The sequence below is a fragment of the Paenibacillus massiliensis 2301065 = DSM 16942 genome (assembly GCF_000377505.1).
Classification (GTDB): Bacteria; Bacillota; Bacilli; order Paenibacillales; family Paenibacillaceae; genus Paenibacillus; species Paenibacillus massiliensis.
In genome coordinates, this window is record NZ_KB898191.1 from 129,401 (window position 1) to 145,348 (window position 15,948).

Annotated in this window: 17 protein-coding genes and 1 tRNA gene; 7 read left to right on the top strand and 11 right to left on the bottom strand. The window is 48.4% G+C overall.

Annotated features, from left to right (window positions below; all coding sequences use genetic code 11):
- Nucleotides 1–168: 168 nt before the first annotated feature.
- From D328_RS0115170 to D328_RS0115185, 4 genes are all read right to left on the bottom strand, one after another.
- Nucleotides 169–1,011 carry an AAA family ATPase gene (locus tag D328_RS0115170; RefSeq protein WP_018885872.1) on the bottom strand — a complete coding sequence of 281 codons (843 nt, stop codon included), beginning with the start codon at nucleotides 1,009–1,011 and terminating at the stop codon, nucleotides 169–171.
- A 151-nt stretch (nucleotides 1,012–1,162) separates the two neighbouring features.
- Complete coding sequence (gene rpmG / locus D328_RS0115175; RefSeq protein WP_018885873.1) at nucleotides 1,163–1,312, bottom strand: 50S ribosomal protein L33; 150 nt, start codon at nucleotides 1,310–1,312, stop codon at nucleotides 1,163–1,165.
- 153 nt (nucleotides 1,313–1,465) lie between these two features.
- Nucleotides 1,466–2,164 carry a pentapeptide repeat-containing protein gene (locus D328_RS0115180; protein WP_018885874.1) on the bottom strand — a complete coding sequence of 233 codons (699 nt, stop codon included), beginning with the start codon at nucleotides 2,162–2,164 and terminating at the stop codon, nucleotides 1,466–1,468.
- Nucleotides 2,165–2,184: 20 nt separating this feature from the next.
- Nucleotides 2,185–2,997: a C40 family peptidase gene (locus tag D328_RS0115185; RefSeq protein WP_018885875.1), complete on the bottom strand. Its 813-nt coding sequence runs from the start codon at nucleotides 2,995–2,997 to the stop codon at nucleotides 2,185–2,187.
- A 549-nt stretch (nucleotides 2,998–3,546) separates the two neighbouring features.
- Between D328_RS0115185 and D328_RS0115190 the strand changes: the two genes are divergently transcribed.
- The 3 genes from D328_RS0115190 (at nucleotide 3,547) to D328_RS0115200 (ending at nucleotide 6,816) form a co-directional block, all read left to right on the top strand.
- The gene (locus D328_RS0115190) at nucleotides 3,547–4,668 is read left to right on the top strand and encodes a CobW family GTP-binding protein (protein WP_018885876.1); all 1,122 of its coding nucleotides are present in this window, start codon (nucleotides 3,547–3,549) and stop codon (nucleotides 4,666–4,668) included.
- A 137-nt stretch (nucleotides 4,669–4,805) separates the two neighbouring features.
- Nucleotides 4,806–5,798, top strand: coding sequence for a permease (locus tag D328_RS0115195; RefSeq protein WP_018885877.1), 993 nt, complete (start codon nucleotides 4,806–4,808; stop codon nucleotides 5,796–5,798).
- Nucleotides 5,799–5,847: 49 nt separating this feature from the next.
- Nucleotides 5,848–6,816, top strand: coding sequence for a TIGR03943 family putative permease subunit (locus tag D328_RS0115200; protein WP_018885878.1), 969 nt, complete (start codon nucleotides 5,848–5,850; stop codon nucleotides 6,814–6,816).
- Between the two features lie 101 nt (nucleotides 6,817–6,917).
- Here the strand turns inward: D328_RS0115200 and D328_RS0115205 are convergent.
- A tRNA-Leu gene (locus D328_RS0115205) sits at nucleotides 6,918–7,002 on the bottom strand.
- A gap of 250 nt (nucleotides 7,003–7,252) precedes the next feature.
- On the opposite strand from D328_RS0115205, the gene D328_RS29245 reads away from it, so the two are divergent.
- On the top strand, nucleotides 7,253–7,765 hold the full coding sequence (locus tag D328_RS29245) for a hypothetical protein (protein WP_018885879.1): 513 nt from the start codon (nucleotides 7,253–7,255) through the stop codon (nucleotides 7,763–7,765).
- A 200-nt stretch (nucleotides 7,766–7,965) separates the two neighbouring features.
- Here the strand turns inward: D328_RS29245 and D328_RS0115215 are convergent, their stop codons facing one another.
- The 5 genes from D328_RS0115215 to D328_RS0115235 form a co-directional block, all read right to left on the bottom strand.
- A complete protein-coding gene (locus tag D328_RS0115215; protein WP_018885880.1) occupies nucleotides 7,966–8,298 on the bottom strand; it encodes a carboxymuconolactone decarboxylase family protein in 333 nt (110 codons plus the stop codon).
- Between the two features lie 152 nt (nucleotides 8,299–8,450).
- Nucleotides 8,451–8,684, bottom strand: coding sequence for a hypothetical protein (locus D328_RS0115220; protein ID WP_018885881.1), 234 nt, complete (start codon nucleotides 8,682–8,684; stop codon nucleotides 8,451–8,453).
- 181 nt (nucleotides 8,685–8,865) lie between these two features.
- Entirely contained in the window at nucleotides 8,866–9,207 is a 342-nt protein-coding gene (locus D328_RS0115225) for a hypothetical protein (protein WP_018885882.1), read from the bottom strand.
- 106 nt (nucleotides 9,208–9,313) lie between these two features.
- A complete protein-coding gene (locus D328_RS0115230; RefSeq protein WP_018885883.1) occupies nucleotides 9,314–9,886 on the bottom strand; it encodes a xanthine phosphoribosyltransferase in 573 nt (190 codons plus the stop codon).
- A gap of 59 nt (nucleotides 9,887–9,945) precedes the next feature.
- Entirely contained in the window at nucleotides 9,946–10,566 is a 621-nt protein-coding gene (locus D328_RS0115235) for a DedA family protein (protein WP_018885884.1), read from the bottom strand.
- 150 nt (nucleotides 10,567–10,716) lie between these two features.
- On the opposite strand from D328_RS0115235, the gene D328_RS0115240 reads away from it, so the two are divergent.
- Nucleotides 10,717–11,844 carry a YkvI family membrane protein gene (locus D328_RS0115240; protein ID WP_018885885.1) on the top strand — a complete coding sequence of 376 codons (1,128 nt, stop codon included), beginning with the start codon at nucleotides 10,717–10,719 and terminating at the stop codon, nucleotides 11,842–11,844.
- A gap of 29 nt (nucleotides 11,845–11,873) precedes the next feature.
- Here D328_RS0115240 and D328_RS0115245 read toward each other — a convergent pair whose 3' ends face one another.
- Nucleotides 11,874–12,998: a glycosyltransferase family 4 protein gene (locus D328_RS0115245; RefSeq protein WP_018885886.1), complete on the bottom strand. Its 1,125-nt coding sequence runs from the start codon at nucleotides 12,996–12,998 to the stop codon at nucleotides 11,874–11,876.
- Between the two features lie 291 nt (nucleotides 12,999–13,289).
- On the opposite strand from D328_RS0115245, the gene D328_RS0115255 reads away from it, so the two are divergent.
- Together D328_RS0115255 and D328_RS0115260 are read left to right on the top strand one after the other, a co-directional pair.
- Entirely contained in the window at nucleotides 13,290–14,423 is a 1,134-nt protein-coding gene (locus tag D328_RS0115255) for a GGDEF domain-containing protein (RefSeq protein WP_018885888.1), read from the top strand.
- A gap of 104 nt (nucleotides 14,424–14,527) precedes the next feature.
- The gene (locus D328_RS0115260) at nucleotides 14,528–15,922 is read left to right on the top strand and encodes an RsmF rRNA methyltransferase first C-terminal domain-containing protein (RefSeq protein ID WP_018885889.1); all 1,395 of its coding nucleotides are present in this window, start codon (nucleotides 14,528–14,530) and stop codon (nucleotides 15,920–15,922) included.
- Nucleotides 15,923–15,948 lie beyond the last annotated feature (26 nt).

Consider the following 15,948-nt stretch of genomic DNA (forward strand, 5'->3'; position numbering starts at 1 on the left):
ACACCTTCATTCGAAGGTTGTCCGTATTCAGTAGCGTCAAGCACTTTTCCACTTTATACAAATCAGTCTATCATCGGATTGTTTTCACAATTTCTGATTCTCTGGCACTAAATATTAAATGAATCATATGCACTTATGTACCTTGTTACACTAAATGATATGTCCTGACTATTCCTTGCATACAGCACTGTCCTCTGCAGATCCAGATATAATCCTAGGCTTGTATTCGGCGAAAGCATGCTTGATGTGCAGAATGCTTAGCGGGGTATCTTCGATGATTGCCTTGCGCTTGGCCTTGAGGATGATCTGCTCCATATCGGCAAAGCTGCAGCCCTGCAGCACTTGAGACGCCTCCTCCTGAACATACACCTCTTGAGCAAATTGATCCATATGCAGACGAACGAACTCATTTCGACTCCTGTCATCCGGCATACTGTAGGTCATCTTTGTATCGAAACGGCGCCAGATCGCGTGATCCAGTTGTTCCTCCAGATTGGTGGCGGCCATGAATACGCTGTTGCTCTCGAATTCATCCAGACATTGCAGGAGTGTATTGACCACTCTGGACATCTCCTTGACCTCGTCGTTATTATCGCGTGTTCGTGCGATCGCATCGAATTCATCCAGGAACAAGACGCATGGCGTTGTACTGGCATAGTCAAATATCTTGCGAACATTACTTGCCGTCTCCCCCAAATGGCTATGAATAATCGCATCCAGCCTTACCAGCATTAAAGGGATTTGGAGACGTGCCGCAATATAAAAAGCTGTGAGTGTCTTCCCCGTTCCCGGAGGCCCGAACATTACGATCTTATTTGGAATCGGCACGTCATAATGCTCGAACTTCTCCTTCATGCCGAGAATAGTAATAAATTCTTCAACAATATTCCGATTCTCCGCAGGAAGCACAATGCGCCTCACCTTGCGCTCACACTCCTTCGGGGTGTATACGGTAGCTACATCCGTGCCCTTGGATCGGGGCAGACGTGAGCTGGTACGCTGTTTACTCATTCAGGTCGAACTCCTTCTATAGACTTCATCAGTCCTTGGCTGATGCTTATGTTGATTCAATTCTAAGGAAAGGCCAAGCCATGAGGCTTCGGCTCTCCTGCAAGGATTATTCGTGATCAAGCGAGCTGTAGTTCCCAAGGGAGACCAATAACTAGCGTGTCTCGCGGTGAATCGTATAGCGACGCAGACGTGGAGAGTACTTGCGCAGCTCTATCCGTTCAGGATGTGTCCTCTTGTTCTTCGTGGTGGTATAGTTGCGGTCTCCTGTCTCGGTACATGCCAAAGTAACAACGACTCTCATGTTCATCTCTCCTTTATTAGTAATTATTACGGTTTAATTATTGTACTCTTTACCTAATCCAATGTCAAAATACCACTTTACACATTTAAAACAAGCAAACGGAAGAAGACCCCGGCACCTTCTTCACGATGGCACAGGAGTCTTCTTGATAAGCTAATCACAATCGCTATACGCCCAGGTGGGTACGTCCATTTTCTCGAATTGATCCGCTGACGGTGGGACCCCACCCTCAAGCTTCACTCCACTCACATTACAATCAATGAAACGCGCTTGATGGAACGTACAGTTCTCGAAGCGCGAGGCTTGTAGAGAACCTCTGAATTCTACCTGATCAAACACACAATTTACGAAGCTACATACACGAAGCTCCACACCACGAAACACCGCGCCAGAGAAATCACAATGATGGAACTGAGTGCGCCGTCCCCCGTATTCCAGCCCCAGTCTCCCTGTTCCTATACGTGCTTCCCGGAAGGAACAATGCTCAACGACCGTCCGTTCCATATTCACGATCAGCTTGGTGTTGGCCAAATTGCAATGTCTAATCTCGCAGTGAGACAGCATTGCACGATCCAACTGAGCATGGGACAGATTCACGCCCTGTAGGCTAGAATAATTCATATTGCCGCCAAGGCAAGCATATGCCAGATCGACCTCTACCAGTCTGGAGCGAAACAGGCTCTTCGACTGCAAGGCCGGTATGACGGGATGGTTCAGATCAAGTCCAGACAGGTCTGCCCGTTCAATTACGGCATCCTGGCCTGCTGCAATGGCTTCAATATGCGGTTGTATAGACTCGATATACATCGGGTCCATCCATTTCTTCAACGCTTCATTTTTCGGTGTGGGCATATATAACTCCTTTCAGATAGTTACAGTGCACTACCTCCGAAGAGGAAGCGATACTCCCAATGCTTGCCGGCAATATCGCTGATGGTCACGCCACCACCTGCATTTGAATAGGTATGCAGAATTTTGCCGTCCCCGAGATAGATGCCTGTATGTGTAATCCGTGCTGTCGATTTATTCACGCCACTGTAGCTTGAAGACTTGGTTCCTTTATACGACATAAAATACATCAGATCACCGCGCTTCAGCTTCTTCCAATCCTTCTGTACGTTACCTTTGGCTTTCACATAATCTCCTTGCTGACGAGAATCAGAAGGGAGCTTGACGCTCAGAGCATCCAGGAACGCCTGACGTACAAAGCTTGAGCAATCGAACGTAGCTGTGCTGCTCCGGCTTGCGCCAAATTCATACGGTGTGCCCCAGTATTTCATGCCGGCAGCAATCACCTTCTCGACAGCCGCACTGCCTTTAGTTGCGGAAGCATTATTGGAGCCTGAGGAATTGTTGCTGTTGCTTGAGCTGTTATTCCCGCTGATCGCTTGCGTATATTTGGATGAGGAGGATATATATCCGGTCCGGTTGGACGAATCCTGCACCTTGTACCAGTCTGAACCAGATTGGCTGATAATCGTGATCGTCTCACCTTTTGGCAGCTGACGAACAATTTTCGCTGATGTGGACGGCGAGGTGCGCAAATTAACGCCCCAGATGACCTTCGCTTTGGAGCTATTCACTGCGGCAGCCGATACCGATTCCGTGAATGTACCTGCCGTAAGACTACCGAATAGCATCGCTGCTGTTGCACTTGCTGTAATGATCTTGCTCTTCCAGTTCATGATGTCGTGTTCCTCCTGATGTAACAGAATTTTAACCTGGTCGCCGTGAACCGGGCTTGTCCCATTGTAAACGGGTGGTCCGAAGCGATCATCAGGCCAAAGTCCTGTATTGATTCAGGCACATTTGAGCACTAGGTATCAGGAAAAGGGCCTTCATTGGCCTGAAAAACCTCGATTTCCCAAAGGTTAAAATGTTGTAACCATTTGATAACACTACGTTTTGTAATGCATGGTAATTGATCCTTCTCTCTTTAAAATAGATAGGTATTTAGACCTATTCGAATGCTAAATAACACATCCAATTGGTAGAATTTACATATCTATTTTGCGTTCCAAATCACTTATTCAAGTTATCTTTAGGCCACATAAGTCATCAGTTCTTCCTCAGTGACTACTTTTCATTCCACAAAATAGTAATTATTACAATCAGTTATGCGTATATACAAGTATACTTACCGCATCTAGCAAGTGCTCCCTATCTAATATCTTTGCTTTAAGGCACAGATCCAGCCCCCATACGAGAATCTATAACCGTTAGGAGACACGCGAATGAATAAAACACCAGTAATCATCATCAGCGGATTTTTGGGTAGCGGAAAAACTACTTTGCTTCTGAAGCTCCTCCGCACTCTGCGAGCAAGCAAGATCAAGCCCGCCATACTGATGAACGAGTTGGGCAAGGCAGATGTAGATGGAAGAATTATCACCGAAGCCGTACAGGACCTTCCGCTTGAAAGGCTATTTGACGGCTGCATTTGCTGCAGCAAGAAGAGTGAAATCGCTGGCTCCCTCCAAAGTTTGCTGGCTCTAGCTCCGGATGTCATCCTGGTCGAGCTCACTGGTGTAGCCAATCCTGAAGAGGTCATTGATACCATGTCCGAGCCCACGTTGCATCACAAGATCACTCTCCATAAGATCATCACGGTCTTAGATGCAGAGCATGTACTAGAATACAGCAGCATCTTCTCCTCGGATCGAGAACTCGTGCACACTCTACGCCGCCAACTGGAAATTGCAGACATCGTATTAGTGAATAAGCAGGATCTCGTCCCCCATGCACAGCTCTCCAAGGTTGAACGCTTGATACGCAAACACAACGGGCAAGCCAACATCTTCCATACCATACATGGGGAATTCAAGCAGGGGGTTGTCACCGAAGGACTCGTACCCAAAGATCTCCAAGCTAGTAGACCTAGTGGATCTAGTGGATCTAACAAATCCAGTTTATCTAGTACTTCTGGTACTTCTGGTACTTCTAATACACCCACTAAATCTATGGCATCCAGTACATCTACGGCAATCAGTAGCTCTTCTGCATTCAAGGTTGTATCTACTCACCGCCACAATAGTAGAGATTCTACGCGTTCTGGGAGGCAGGCCCAGACTTCCTTTTCCCGCATCCAGACCATCATGGTCCCGATCAGCAAACAGACCCCCATATCCTTGCAGAAGCTGGCTAAATGGCTAAAGTCCAAAGGACATCGGGTACTGCGGGCCAAGGGCTACGTTCCTTTGGAGCATTCCTCTCCCCCCTCACTGGTTCAATTTGCTGGGAGACATCTCCGGCAGGAGCAAACCTCCTACCAAGGCGACTATTATCTGGTCATTATCGGCTTCGAGCTGGATGAGAACTCCTTATTGTCAGAGTGGAAGACGAGCGTTCTCAGTTGATAACCTTAGCGTACACGCTCCAATCAGCGCTGTGCGCTATTTTGTTAATTTCATGAAATCGCTCATGTCTTCACAATCCCCGAATAAAAATGGTTATAGGATACTCTCTTACTCTACTCTATTTCAGGAGGCCCTGCATGAATGCTTCAACGGTGTATAAGACGCTCCCCTTCTTTTTCGTCATGATATTTCTGATTCCTGCTCTGACCGTCTGGTCTCACGACAGTAATCTTCTCGTACATCCGCAGCTACAGCATATCAAGACCATTTTTATCGGGATTTTTCTAGAGGCGCTGCCCTTCATATTATTAGGAGTGCTTCTGTCGTCACTGCTTCAGATCCTTGTGAAAGAGCAGTGGATTCGCCGCCTGCAGCCCAAAAATCCAGTGATTGGCGTGCTGCTCGCATCCTTGCTTGGAGTCATTCTCCCCATATGCGAGTGTGGCATGATTCCTGTCGTACGCAGATTGATGCTGAAAGGGATGCCTGCCTACATGGCGGTGACCTTCATACTGAGCGGTCCGATTCTGAATCCTGTCGTGTTTATGGCCACTCTCATGGCATTTCGCGCACATCCTGAAGTGGTATGGGGCCGAATGGGACTGGCACTGGCGGTCTCGGTCTCTATAGGCCTTATCATCTACTTACTGTATTCTGGCAACCCCCTGAAGCAATCCTTGCAACGATTTCATGCACAGACCGGATCAGAGAGCTCTCATGAGCACTCTAGAACATGGGACAGCTTCTTCGTGCATGCGGGCAATGAATTGATGGAGATGGGCAAATATTTGGTACTGGGCGCCTTCGTCACTGCGTGTATTCAAGCCTTCATTCCACGTGATGAGCTATTAGATCTGGGGAGTGGCTCGCTCTCCTCATATTTGTTCATGATGGGATTCGCCTTCATACTGTCACTTTGCTCTACCTCTGATGCATTTGTGGCATCCGCTTTTACGCACTCTTTTACTATTGGACCGCTCGTTTCTTTTCTCGTACTTGGACCCATGCTGGACTTCAAAAGCCTGCTGATGCTGCTGGCCACGTTCAAGCTCCGATTTGTGGCTGTTCTTAGTCTCCTGCTCCTGATCTTGATACTTCTGGGGTCGATGGCTATCGATATTCTCGTCTAACACTGCCTGTATAAGAACGATATGCACACTTAGGAAAGGAGAAGCTCGTATGGCCCTTCATGCCAAAGTCCGCATCCACTATTTCAGCCGGTCACTCCTGCTGATTGCTCTAGCCTGCTACATTACGCACCTGAATGAGACCCAAGCCTTACACTATTATCTGGCTCCACATATGCAAAAGCTGTTACTGCTTTGTCCTGTGCCGCTATGGTTCATTGCTATCGGAATGCTGTGGCATACCCTCACGGGAGGCAGGGAGAAAATTTGTGACTGTGAGCACCCAATGCCAACAGGATTATTCAGGAACGTGAACGTCTATGGTCTATTTGTAGTCCCACTATTATTCGGATTGCTCTTGCCTGATCAAGCACTAGGCAGCGGCATGGTTGTGAAAAAAGGAATGCTGTACTCCGTCCCAGCTCCGGAACTTCTGGATACACTCCAACGAGAGAGTGGTTCATCAGATCCAATTGTTCCAACTGCTCCAGACGTCCCCGGGCAGCAACAGAGCCTGAACCCAGTAGCTAGACAACAGAATCTGGACAAATTGTTCGTAGCGAAGGATAAATACTCCATAGAATTCGCTGAATTAGCTAAGCGACTCTATACTTTACCAGTGATTGATGTTGAATCCTCCATTTTCTCGGAGACGATCGGTGCTATAGATATGTATAAGGAAGAATTTCAGGATAGACCCATCTCGCTGAAGGGCTTCGTCTATCGGGAAGAGGGCATGGGATCGAATACATTCGTGATCAGCCGCTTTCTCATGATGTGCTGTCCTGCTGATGCCATGCCGTTCGGCGTACTGGTCGAAGGGGACAATGCCGCCGTCTTCCCCGAGGATACGTGGGTAGAAATTGAGGGGGCTATTAAGACCACATCCATGAACGGCAAGGATACCCTCAGCATTCAGGCAGCACAGATCCGCATGATTGAGGAGCCTGCATCGCCATACATTTTCACAAACCCCGATTCAGTAGCGGAATTTGATAGTCGATATAGTCAATTGAAATGAACAACCCTCCACAATTCCTGTTAACACTGCTTGAATTGCAATGAAGCACAAATAAGCACTTGAATGATCCTAAAGGATCAATTCAAGTGCTTATTGATTGATGCGGTCGAGAGGACTCGAACCTCCACGGGGGGTTAGCCCACACGGACCTGAACCGTGCGCGTCTGCCAATTCCGCCACGACCGCGTATCAGACTGCTATTGCAGCGACAAGATAGATCATAACATGCAGTACAAATTGAGTCAATACATATTTTAAAAATTACGAATTCCCTGCGAATCTCTAACACATAACCCAGATCTCTAGCACATACCCAGAAATTTTCATGCCTTTTATGCATTGAGACTTGATTTTATGCATACGAACGAGTTAAAATAAGAACATAAGTTCCCTGACAGGAACACTCACACAATTATTCCCAAGGTGGTGACTTGCTATGACAGTCGTTACACAGGAAGAATTATCATTAGTTCGAAGCTATCTGTTTCTTCTCTTTATCCAAAAGGTATTTGAACGAGACAGTCATATATTGGAAGAAAGCGGACTACTTAAGACACCCGGCTTGTATGTAGAATTAGTACACGCTGGAGCTGACCGGACTGGCATTTTAATGTCCGAAGTGAAGCATGAATTCAGGAAGCGTTCCATTGCCGTGCTGGAGATTCACCAGGATGAGCGACTGATTAGGGCCGCCTATGAAGCACATGGAGAGCAGCACGAGCTTAGCATCCCCATGTCGGAATTCCGTATGGAGATGTATGAGCGAATGCGGGCTTATCTAGGTCTGAGCACTTCGCTTCCCACCACCTCATCCTTCACGGGAACGAGTCCTCTAAGTCCGGCACCCCCTGTCCAATCCGAATCCTTTACGGGACGCCGCAAGCGTCTCGTCAAGCAGCCTTCTTATTCCGCCAGCTCCTGGAAGCGACCTGCTGCTGCCCAGGCATGACAAGGCTGTCCTCAAGGACTGCAGTGCTCTTCTTTGTACAGTAAGAGTACTGCAGCTATTTTGTATTTGTCACAAGTAGTTGGATCGATATAGGGAATTATCACCAAGCACATACAAACGACAATAAGAGCTGGCAACACCAGCTCTTATTCATTATATAGACTACGATTGTCATTCACTGCTTAATTCTACAATTCACATTACTGCTTAATCGCTTGCTGCACTCTAAGTGCCCCTTGACTCATGGCATGTCCGCCGCCAACCGCACCTGCGACAGCAATCGTTTCCATAATTTCCTGTTCGCTAGCTCCCTTCGAGCGTGCCTCATTCACATGATAGAAGGTACATACCTCATTATTAGCGAACATACCGATGCCTAACGCGATCAGTTGCTTGGTCTTTGCATCCAATGCACCACTCGCGAAGCACTCACCAGTGAATTGGTGGTAAGCATTGACGACCTCTGGCAGACTGTGTGCCAGCTCACTGATCTGATCTTTATATGCGTGGACCTTCTCCTCCATCACCTTCACCGTGCTGCACATCCTCTCGTTATTCTTGTGGCTGTCTTAGGTTATCCCCATACAGTCACAAATATGCCGAGCCTATATACAGCGTATATGGGACTTTCCTGTACTCCATTGGTGAGATGCGGGTTCTTGAGATCTGACCAACTGTGTAGGATCTATGACTCCCCTTGATTTTGCTCGAACATCTCGGGGCGGGGCTCACTGAACAACTGCACAGTATATGTTCTCGGTACACGTGCCACATTCCGATTCGGCCTCCGAATCAGGATATCCTGATCGTCCCATGCCAGTACGGTACCAACTACATCGTTGGCTTTGACCCCATCACGGATGACTCGCACCTTACTACCTGCGACCCGCAGTGCATCCAGTTCTTCTTCACTAATCACATTCTTCCCTCCCTTTACTGCGTAATAGAGACCGCACCAGCCCTAACGGTGTTCTCTATGTTACGAATAACCTGCAAAGACCTGAAAGAGACCTAAATGGGATCATTTAGGTCTCGGTGGTTCATGTACATCGCTCGTAGAAACGATGCATGCTATATGGAATGCCGACTGAGCAACAAATTCATCCCGAATGATCAGCGTTAGCGTGTTCTTTGCTATCGTTCTTCTCGTACCAGAAGTCAAGTACCTTTGCAGACAACACACGTTGCTCTACATAATCAACCTGATGAGGTGTAAAGTGTTCCTTCCACTCAAATTCCAAATCCTCACACAAGCTAACGAGTGTCAACAGCTCAGACCATGCTACATAACGCTTATACCAGAAAAATTGAGGGTGTTCGATCATATAGGGATAAAGGTCATCAAACTCCGTGTGCTTGCAATCCAGAGCACGTTCAAAGTGAACTTTAGCCGCTGCCAATTTATCCAGGAAATATTGTTCTGTCATTTGCTCTTTCCCCATGTTGCTGCCTCCTCTCTCCCAAAACCTTACGTCTATTATAAGCGAAATCCATGCACATGCAAAGCCATTGTCAAAAATTAGGCCTGCTGGATACCATCTATTTCGTCTATTCTATGAACGTAACCTTACCGTCTGCCAAGGAGGATATCTGAACAAGCGGCTCCACACGAATGCCTTGCTCCCGAATAGACTGCGCACCGGATTGGAAGCATTTCTCCACGACAACACCAAATCCAATTAGACTAGCACCTGAGCGCTCGATGATCTTTACCATGCCTCGTGCTGCATCTCCATTGGCAATAATGTCATCAATGAACAGTATTCGATCATCTTCATGAATGTACTGTCTAGACAGCATAATATCCGTTACAATTCCCTTCGTGAAGGAAGGCACCCGCTCGCATAATGCATCGGGATCAGCCAGCAGCGTCTTCTTACGGCGGGCAAATACCAGCGGAACTCCCAGCTCTAGCGCAGTCGCGAAGGCCACAGCAATACCGGAGGATTCGACTGTGACCACACGTGTAATCCCCTCCTCACGGAAGCGTCTAGCAAATTCCCGGCCCATCTCCATGGTCAGCTCAGGGTCCACCTGATGATTCAGCAGGCCATCCAGCTTCAGCACCTGCTCTGATGCCACAACCCCTTCTTCCAATATACGCTTCTTCAATACTTCCATGTCAATGACCTCCCAAGCCCTATCCTATGCCGTAAAAGTACCATAGTTCGCTTCCCGCATCAAGCTTGGGAATCGCCTTGGCTTTTTAATTTATATTTTTTCCATGCCCAAGGAATGAATGCACCAATCATCATGAGTAGAATAACGGCTACTCCCATCTTACGGGTGACCTTATCCATGACCAATGCCACCTGTTCCCAATGCAGGCCGACAGCATGTCCCACCCATAGAAACGTGGTGCACCAGATCAGTGCGCCTAGGGTAGCATACAACAGATACGATGAGAATTTAAGACGGGTCGTCCCCGCCAGATAAGAGGATAGGTGCCGAAGGCCGGGTACAAAATAACCAAACAAAATTCCCCATGTACCATAACGTCCGAACCAGTTCTCGGACACCGCAATCTTCTTGGGTGTCAGACGAACCCATTTGCCATATTTGTGAAGCAACGGCTTTCCTAAGAACCTTCCCAAGGCATAACTGAACAGCATTCCGGTCATACTGCCGCAAAAAGTAACGATAAGTGCTGCCGAAAAATTATAATACCCTTGTGACACCAGCCCTCCGAAGGCAATCATGATGACCTCATCCGGAACAGGTACGCCAGCGACTCCCAAGGCAAGCAGCCCAAACATCGCAGCATATCCATAAGTTAAAATAAAAGAAACGATCGAACCCATTGTGCATAACTCCTGTCACTACTTGATCTGTACACTTGCTGCGTATGGCCATTCCATAACTTCGAGTCATGTCCCATTCTCCCTGGACATACCCTATAAAGAAGCGTAGGCTCATCCACAGCCTGTGCAGGGAGGAAAGGGAGGAAAGGAATGAGACGGGATATCCATGTTCTTCAAATTGCATTCACGTATATAGGCACTATTGTCGGTGCGGGGTTTGCCACCGGACAGGAAATCCTCCAGTTCTTTACACAGTACGGCCGCGTTGCAACCTTCACCATCCTGATCGCCACGATGGCCTTTATTTGGCTTGGGACCCGGATGATGCTCATTGCACATGATATATCGGCACATTCCTACGAAGATTTGAACAAGCACCTATTCGGACCAAAGGCCGGGAAATGGATCAGCCTATTTACGCTAATTATTATTCTGGGTGTGAACAGTGTCATGCTGGCCGGCTCTGGCTCTGTATTTGTAGAGCACTTGAATATGCATTACCAGATTGGACTGCTGATCACACTTCTGGGCACCTATCTGCTACTGGGAAAAGGGATGCGTTCCATATTACAGATCAATTCCATTGTCGTCCCCATTATGATGATTCTATCACTTCTATTGATCTTCAGTACAATCAAGGCACCTGGTGCTGATCGTTTCATTACCTTGACCTCGGATGAGCCCTTATTGAAAGGTCTGCTGTCGCCGCTACTCTACACCTCGTTCAATCTTGCGATGGCGCAAGCCGTGCTGGTGCCTCTTGGCGCACAGACAGCTTCGCGTTCCACCATCATTAAGGGCGGGCTAATCGGTGGGCTTGGCGTGGGACTGATGCTGATGTCCGCTCATTTCGCCATGTCAGCTCAAATGCCAGGTATTCAGCAATTCGAGATTCCCATGGGGAATGTAGCTGTTCAATTAGGGACCGCTATTCAGTTGCTATACATCACCATGATATTTATGGAGATCTTCAGCACGTTCGTTGCGGATATATATGGTCTTACCCTCCAGCTTCAGCATCATCTGTCAATGCACCCACGTCTGATCACTCTAAGCATTATGTGTACCTGCTATCTCATCAGCCAATTCGGTTTCAGCTCATTGCTATCGGTACTGTATCCTATTTTCGGTTCCCTGAGCCTTGTGTGGGCACTGACGCTAATCAAGAATGGCTATAAAAGACCTCCGCTACAGACAGTTACACCGAATAGCCAGCCGTCCGTCATCCGTACCCACGAGCCAGATACCAAGCCACCAATCAAGCCTACGGGAACCTAAGTTGGATTTTCATTTTTTCGCTCCATCAGCTATTCATTGAACTCTAGATACAGCTTCTTCAATTCATGGACGGCCCGACTGAGCGAATAATTGCTCTTGGCCTTCTCACAGGCTGAACGGGCCAGTTCATAACGATAGGACGGATCAACGATGACCTTCTCCATCGCCTCTGCCAGAGCTACCTCATCCTCTGGGGGTACGAGGAGGCCATTGATCCCATCCTCAATCTGCTCTGGAATACCGCCTACATTGGTTCCGACAAGCGCAAGACAGCTTAGTGCAGCCTCGGCAAATACAGATCCAAATGCCTCTGCACGTGACGGGAGCACGAAGATATCGAAGAAAGGCATGAATTCCTCCGGGTGCAGGGTATAGCCGTAGAAGATGGTCTCATTATATATACCAAGGTCCTGCGCCATTTGCTCAAGCTCCGGGCGAATAGGACCATCCCCGATAATGTGCAATACGTAGTCGACTCCCCGCTTTTTCAGCTCCGCACAGGCCTTTAGCAGCGTATCAATGCCCTTTGCGGGCACAAGTCGGCATACTGTAATTAGTTGGGCCACATCATTTTCGTGAGGAATCGGTTTGAAACGCCGTTCATCATAGCCGTTCGGTATAATCTGAATTCGCTCATGATGATCTACATAAGGACTCATATAATTACGAAAGGAGCCGGACACGGTCAGCATTCGATCCGTCTTGCGCTCCAGCTCACGATAGATCGAGATAAGGAATTGATGCTCAGGCCCCCCTTCCACAATCTTTCCGTTCAAGATCAGCTCCCGCTCATAGGAGGAGTGTATCGTCTGAATTAAAGGGGTATCCGGGAACACTGCTTTCATGGCCAAGCCCGCAATGGGATGATGGGCATGAACCAGATCATATGGAGTATGAATACGCAATTTCGTCCACCACAAATAATCACGGTAGGTCTGGATGTACTTCTGGACAATCGCACTGTCAGCGAATTCCGTCCAATCGAACGTATCGAATTGTACCTCTTCCTGACCTTTGTTGCGGATTCTTTTTGGCAATGAGAAGAGCTCCATCTCCCAGCGAGGAGCCGTGAATCGTTCCTGCAAATAAGGAATCATGGATGATACGCCCCCCGGCTGCTCGGGAGGGAAAAAGAGTGCTTGTAGCAATTTCATGACGTGCTTCCCCTTTCAAGCAATGCTGGAAACCGGAGCGTTATGCTCCAAAATATCCAGCTGTAGCCGTCTATATTGACTTTTCATAGCTTCTGAAAACATGATATATTGGAAATCCAGACAGCAGTTCTCCGGATCGGCATAAATACAATTAATTGTATCGGATTGGAACGAGCCAAGCAATAGAACCTGAGGAATTGCGTTCGCCAACACCCGGCGTCGATCCTCAGCAGGTTTTATGGAATATGCTGTACTTTTATTGCGTGTAACGCACGTGGGAGCCGTGAATTCGTGAAGCTGTTATCTACTCCGTGGGCCATGTCCGTGTGGCTTCCACCCGTCATTGCGGCTGTTGCCGGTCTATGTATTCTATTCATCATGTTGTGTATGTGTATAATGATGTACGGCAAGCAGCGAAAAAAAGCCTATTTGTACTTTATTGCAGCAGGGCTGTTTGTGATTGCTTATGAGAGCTGCCATCTCTACTCGGCAACAAGCCTATCCTCACGCTATGATTCCTCATGGATCGCTGTGCTGGAGTCGCTCGCCTTCCTGTTGATTAATGGGGCCGTCTATCAGTTGTACCGGAAGTCGAACGCAAAATTCTTCTGGACCTTTAGCACCTTTATTGTGCTGCTACTAGTACCACCTGTTCTATGTGTCCTGCTTCCATCAATACCTGCCAGCTGGAAGGACCCTGGGCTGCTGATCTTTAGTCAAATCCACCGTCTGCTGGTCATCGTATGGGGGCTACTATGGATTATGCCACGAATCGGACAACAAGGAAAATACCTGATCAGTCTGCTGATCTATGCACTGTGGGTCATCGCTGATACCTGGGCACAGCTTACCGTTCCTCCTGCCATCATTGTACATATGCAGCATCTGCGGGTGTTCTATTATCTGGTCCTATTCCTCATTTTGTTCCAACGAATCGTAGAGTTGCTCCAGCACATCTATCGCACCTCGATTACGGACGGCTTAACAGGTCTGTTCAACCGAAAATACTTTGGTATGCGCTTGAAGCGTTATGCTGAGGAAGGCGTGAGACTAGCGGTTATCTTCTGCGATATTGATAATTTCAAGAAGCTCAATGATACGGAAGGCCATGCCCGTGCTGACGAGGTGCTGAAGCAAGTCGCTGAGATTATTACTGAGGAGACCGAGGATATCGGTATTCCTGGCCGCTACGGCGGAGAAGAGCTTCTTGCCATGATTGTTGATAAGAAGGCGAAGCCCGGGGCTGTCGCTGAGCGTATTCGTGCCCGGGTAGAAGCAGAGAGCATCGTCACCATCAGTGTTGGTTATAGTGTTATCAAGAGTGGGGTGACGCCAGATGAACTGGTGCATCAGGCCGATACGGCCATGTATCACTCCAAGACGACAGGCAAAAATAAAGTAACAGACTATAAGACGATTCGATAGCTGATCGAACTACAGATGCATGAATTCGTATAGAATTGTATGGGTTGTATGAAATTGCATGGGTTGTATGGGATTAAATGTAGATCATAAAGGAGTAAATGGAAATGAATATAGACAAGCCGCCGCTTCCTGGCGCTTATATACAGCAAATCACAGAGCTGCTAGGTAGTGAGGCTCCTGCTTTTCTCGATAGCTACCATCAGCCAAGGGCACAGGGAATACGCCTGAACCCTGCAAAAATAACGCCCGAACTGCGTGAACAGCTCATTCAGGAATGGCAGTTAGTTCCGGTGTCTTGGTGCTCTGAAGGCTATTACTATCAGGAGCCTGTTCGTCCAGGCAAGCATCCGTATCATACAGGAGGACTTTACTATATTCAGGAGCCGTCCGCCATGTCTGCCGTAGAGCTGCTTGACCCTCAGCCCGGCGAGACTGTGCTCGATATGGCTGCTGCTCCTGGAGGAAAGACGACACATATTGCTGCCAAGCTTGGTGGTCATGGTCTGCTCGTCTCCAACGAGATCCACCCGGCGCGAGCCAAAGTATTGGCAGAGAACGTAGAGCGAATGGGACTGGCGAATGTCATCGTCACCAGCAGCACGCCTGAAGGCTTGTCAGCTCGCTTTGCCGGCAGCTTTGATCGGATTATGCTAGACGCCCCCTGCTCTGGAGAAGGGATGTTCCGTAAGGACCCTGATGCCGTTAGAGATTGGAATCCGGGGCTAGTAGAGATGTGCGCATCTCGCCAGCAGGATATTTTACACGAGGTACACCGACTGCTTAAGCCCGGGGGCACGCTTGCCTATTCTACCTGTACCTTTAACCGGACTGAAAATGAGGGAATGATGGATTGGCTCGTATCGGAATATCCAGATATGGAGCTGCTCCGTACAGAAAGAGTCTGGCCGCATCTGGAACGCGGGGAGGGTCACTTCGTTGCTGTACTCCACAAACGGTCTGACGAGCCCTCCCAGTCAGGAGAGGATCGTGAGCGGCATAGCCGTCCGACAAAGGCGAAAAAGCATGACAGCCGCATGGGGAGCCGGGAGCTTGAGCATGCATGGCGGGCTTACCAGGACTGGGCAGCTGAAGCATTGAAGGATTTCACCTTGGGTCCTGGTCGTCCGCTACTGTTCGGTGAATCGCTCTACTACCTTCCCGACGGAGCTGGAATCCGATTGCACGACGCGGAGATGAAGGGGCTCAAGCTTCCACGACCTGGCTTACATCTCGGTGAGGCTAAGAAAGGGCGCTTCGAGCCTGCACACGCTTTGGCTCTGGCACTTCTTCCAGAGCAAGCTGCTCAGCATTGCATGCTATCTGCTTCATCTGAGCAGGTCCAAGCCTATCTGAAGGGCGAGACGCTGAATACAGACCTGCCGCTTCAAGGCTGGGTACTCGTCAGCGCTGACGGTATCCCTTTGGGCTGGGCCAAAGCAAGCGGAGGACAGCTCAAGAACCGTCTGCCGAAAGGACTACGACACATGACAGGGCTATAACCCTGTTATGTGTTTTTTTCGATCGC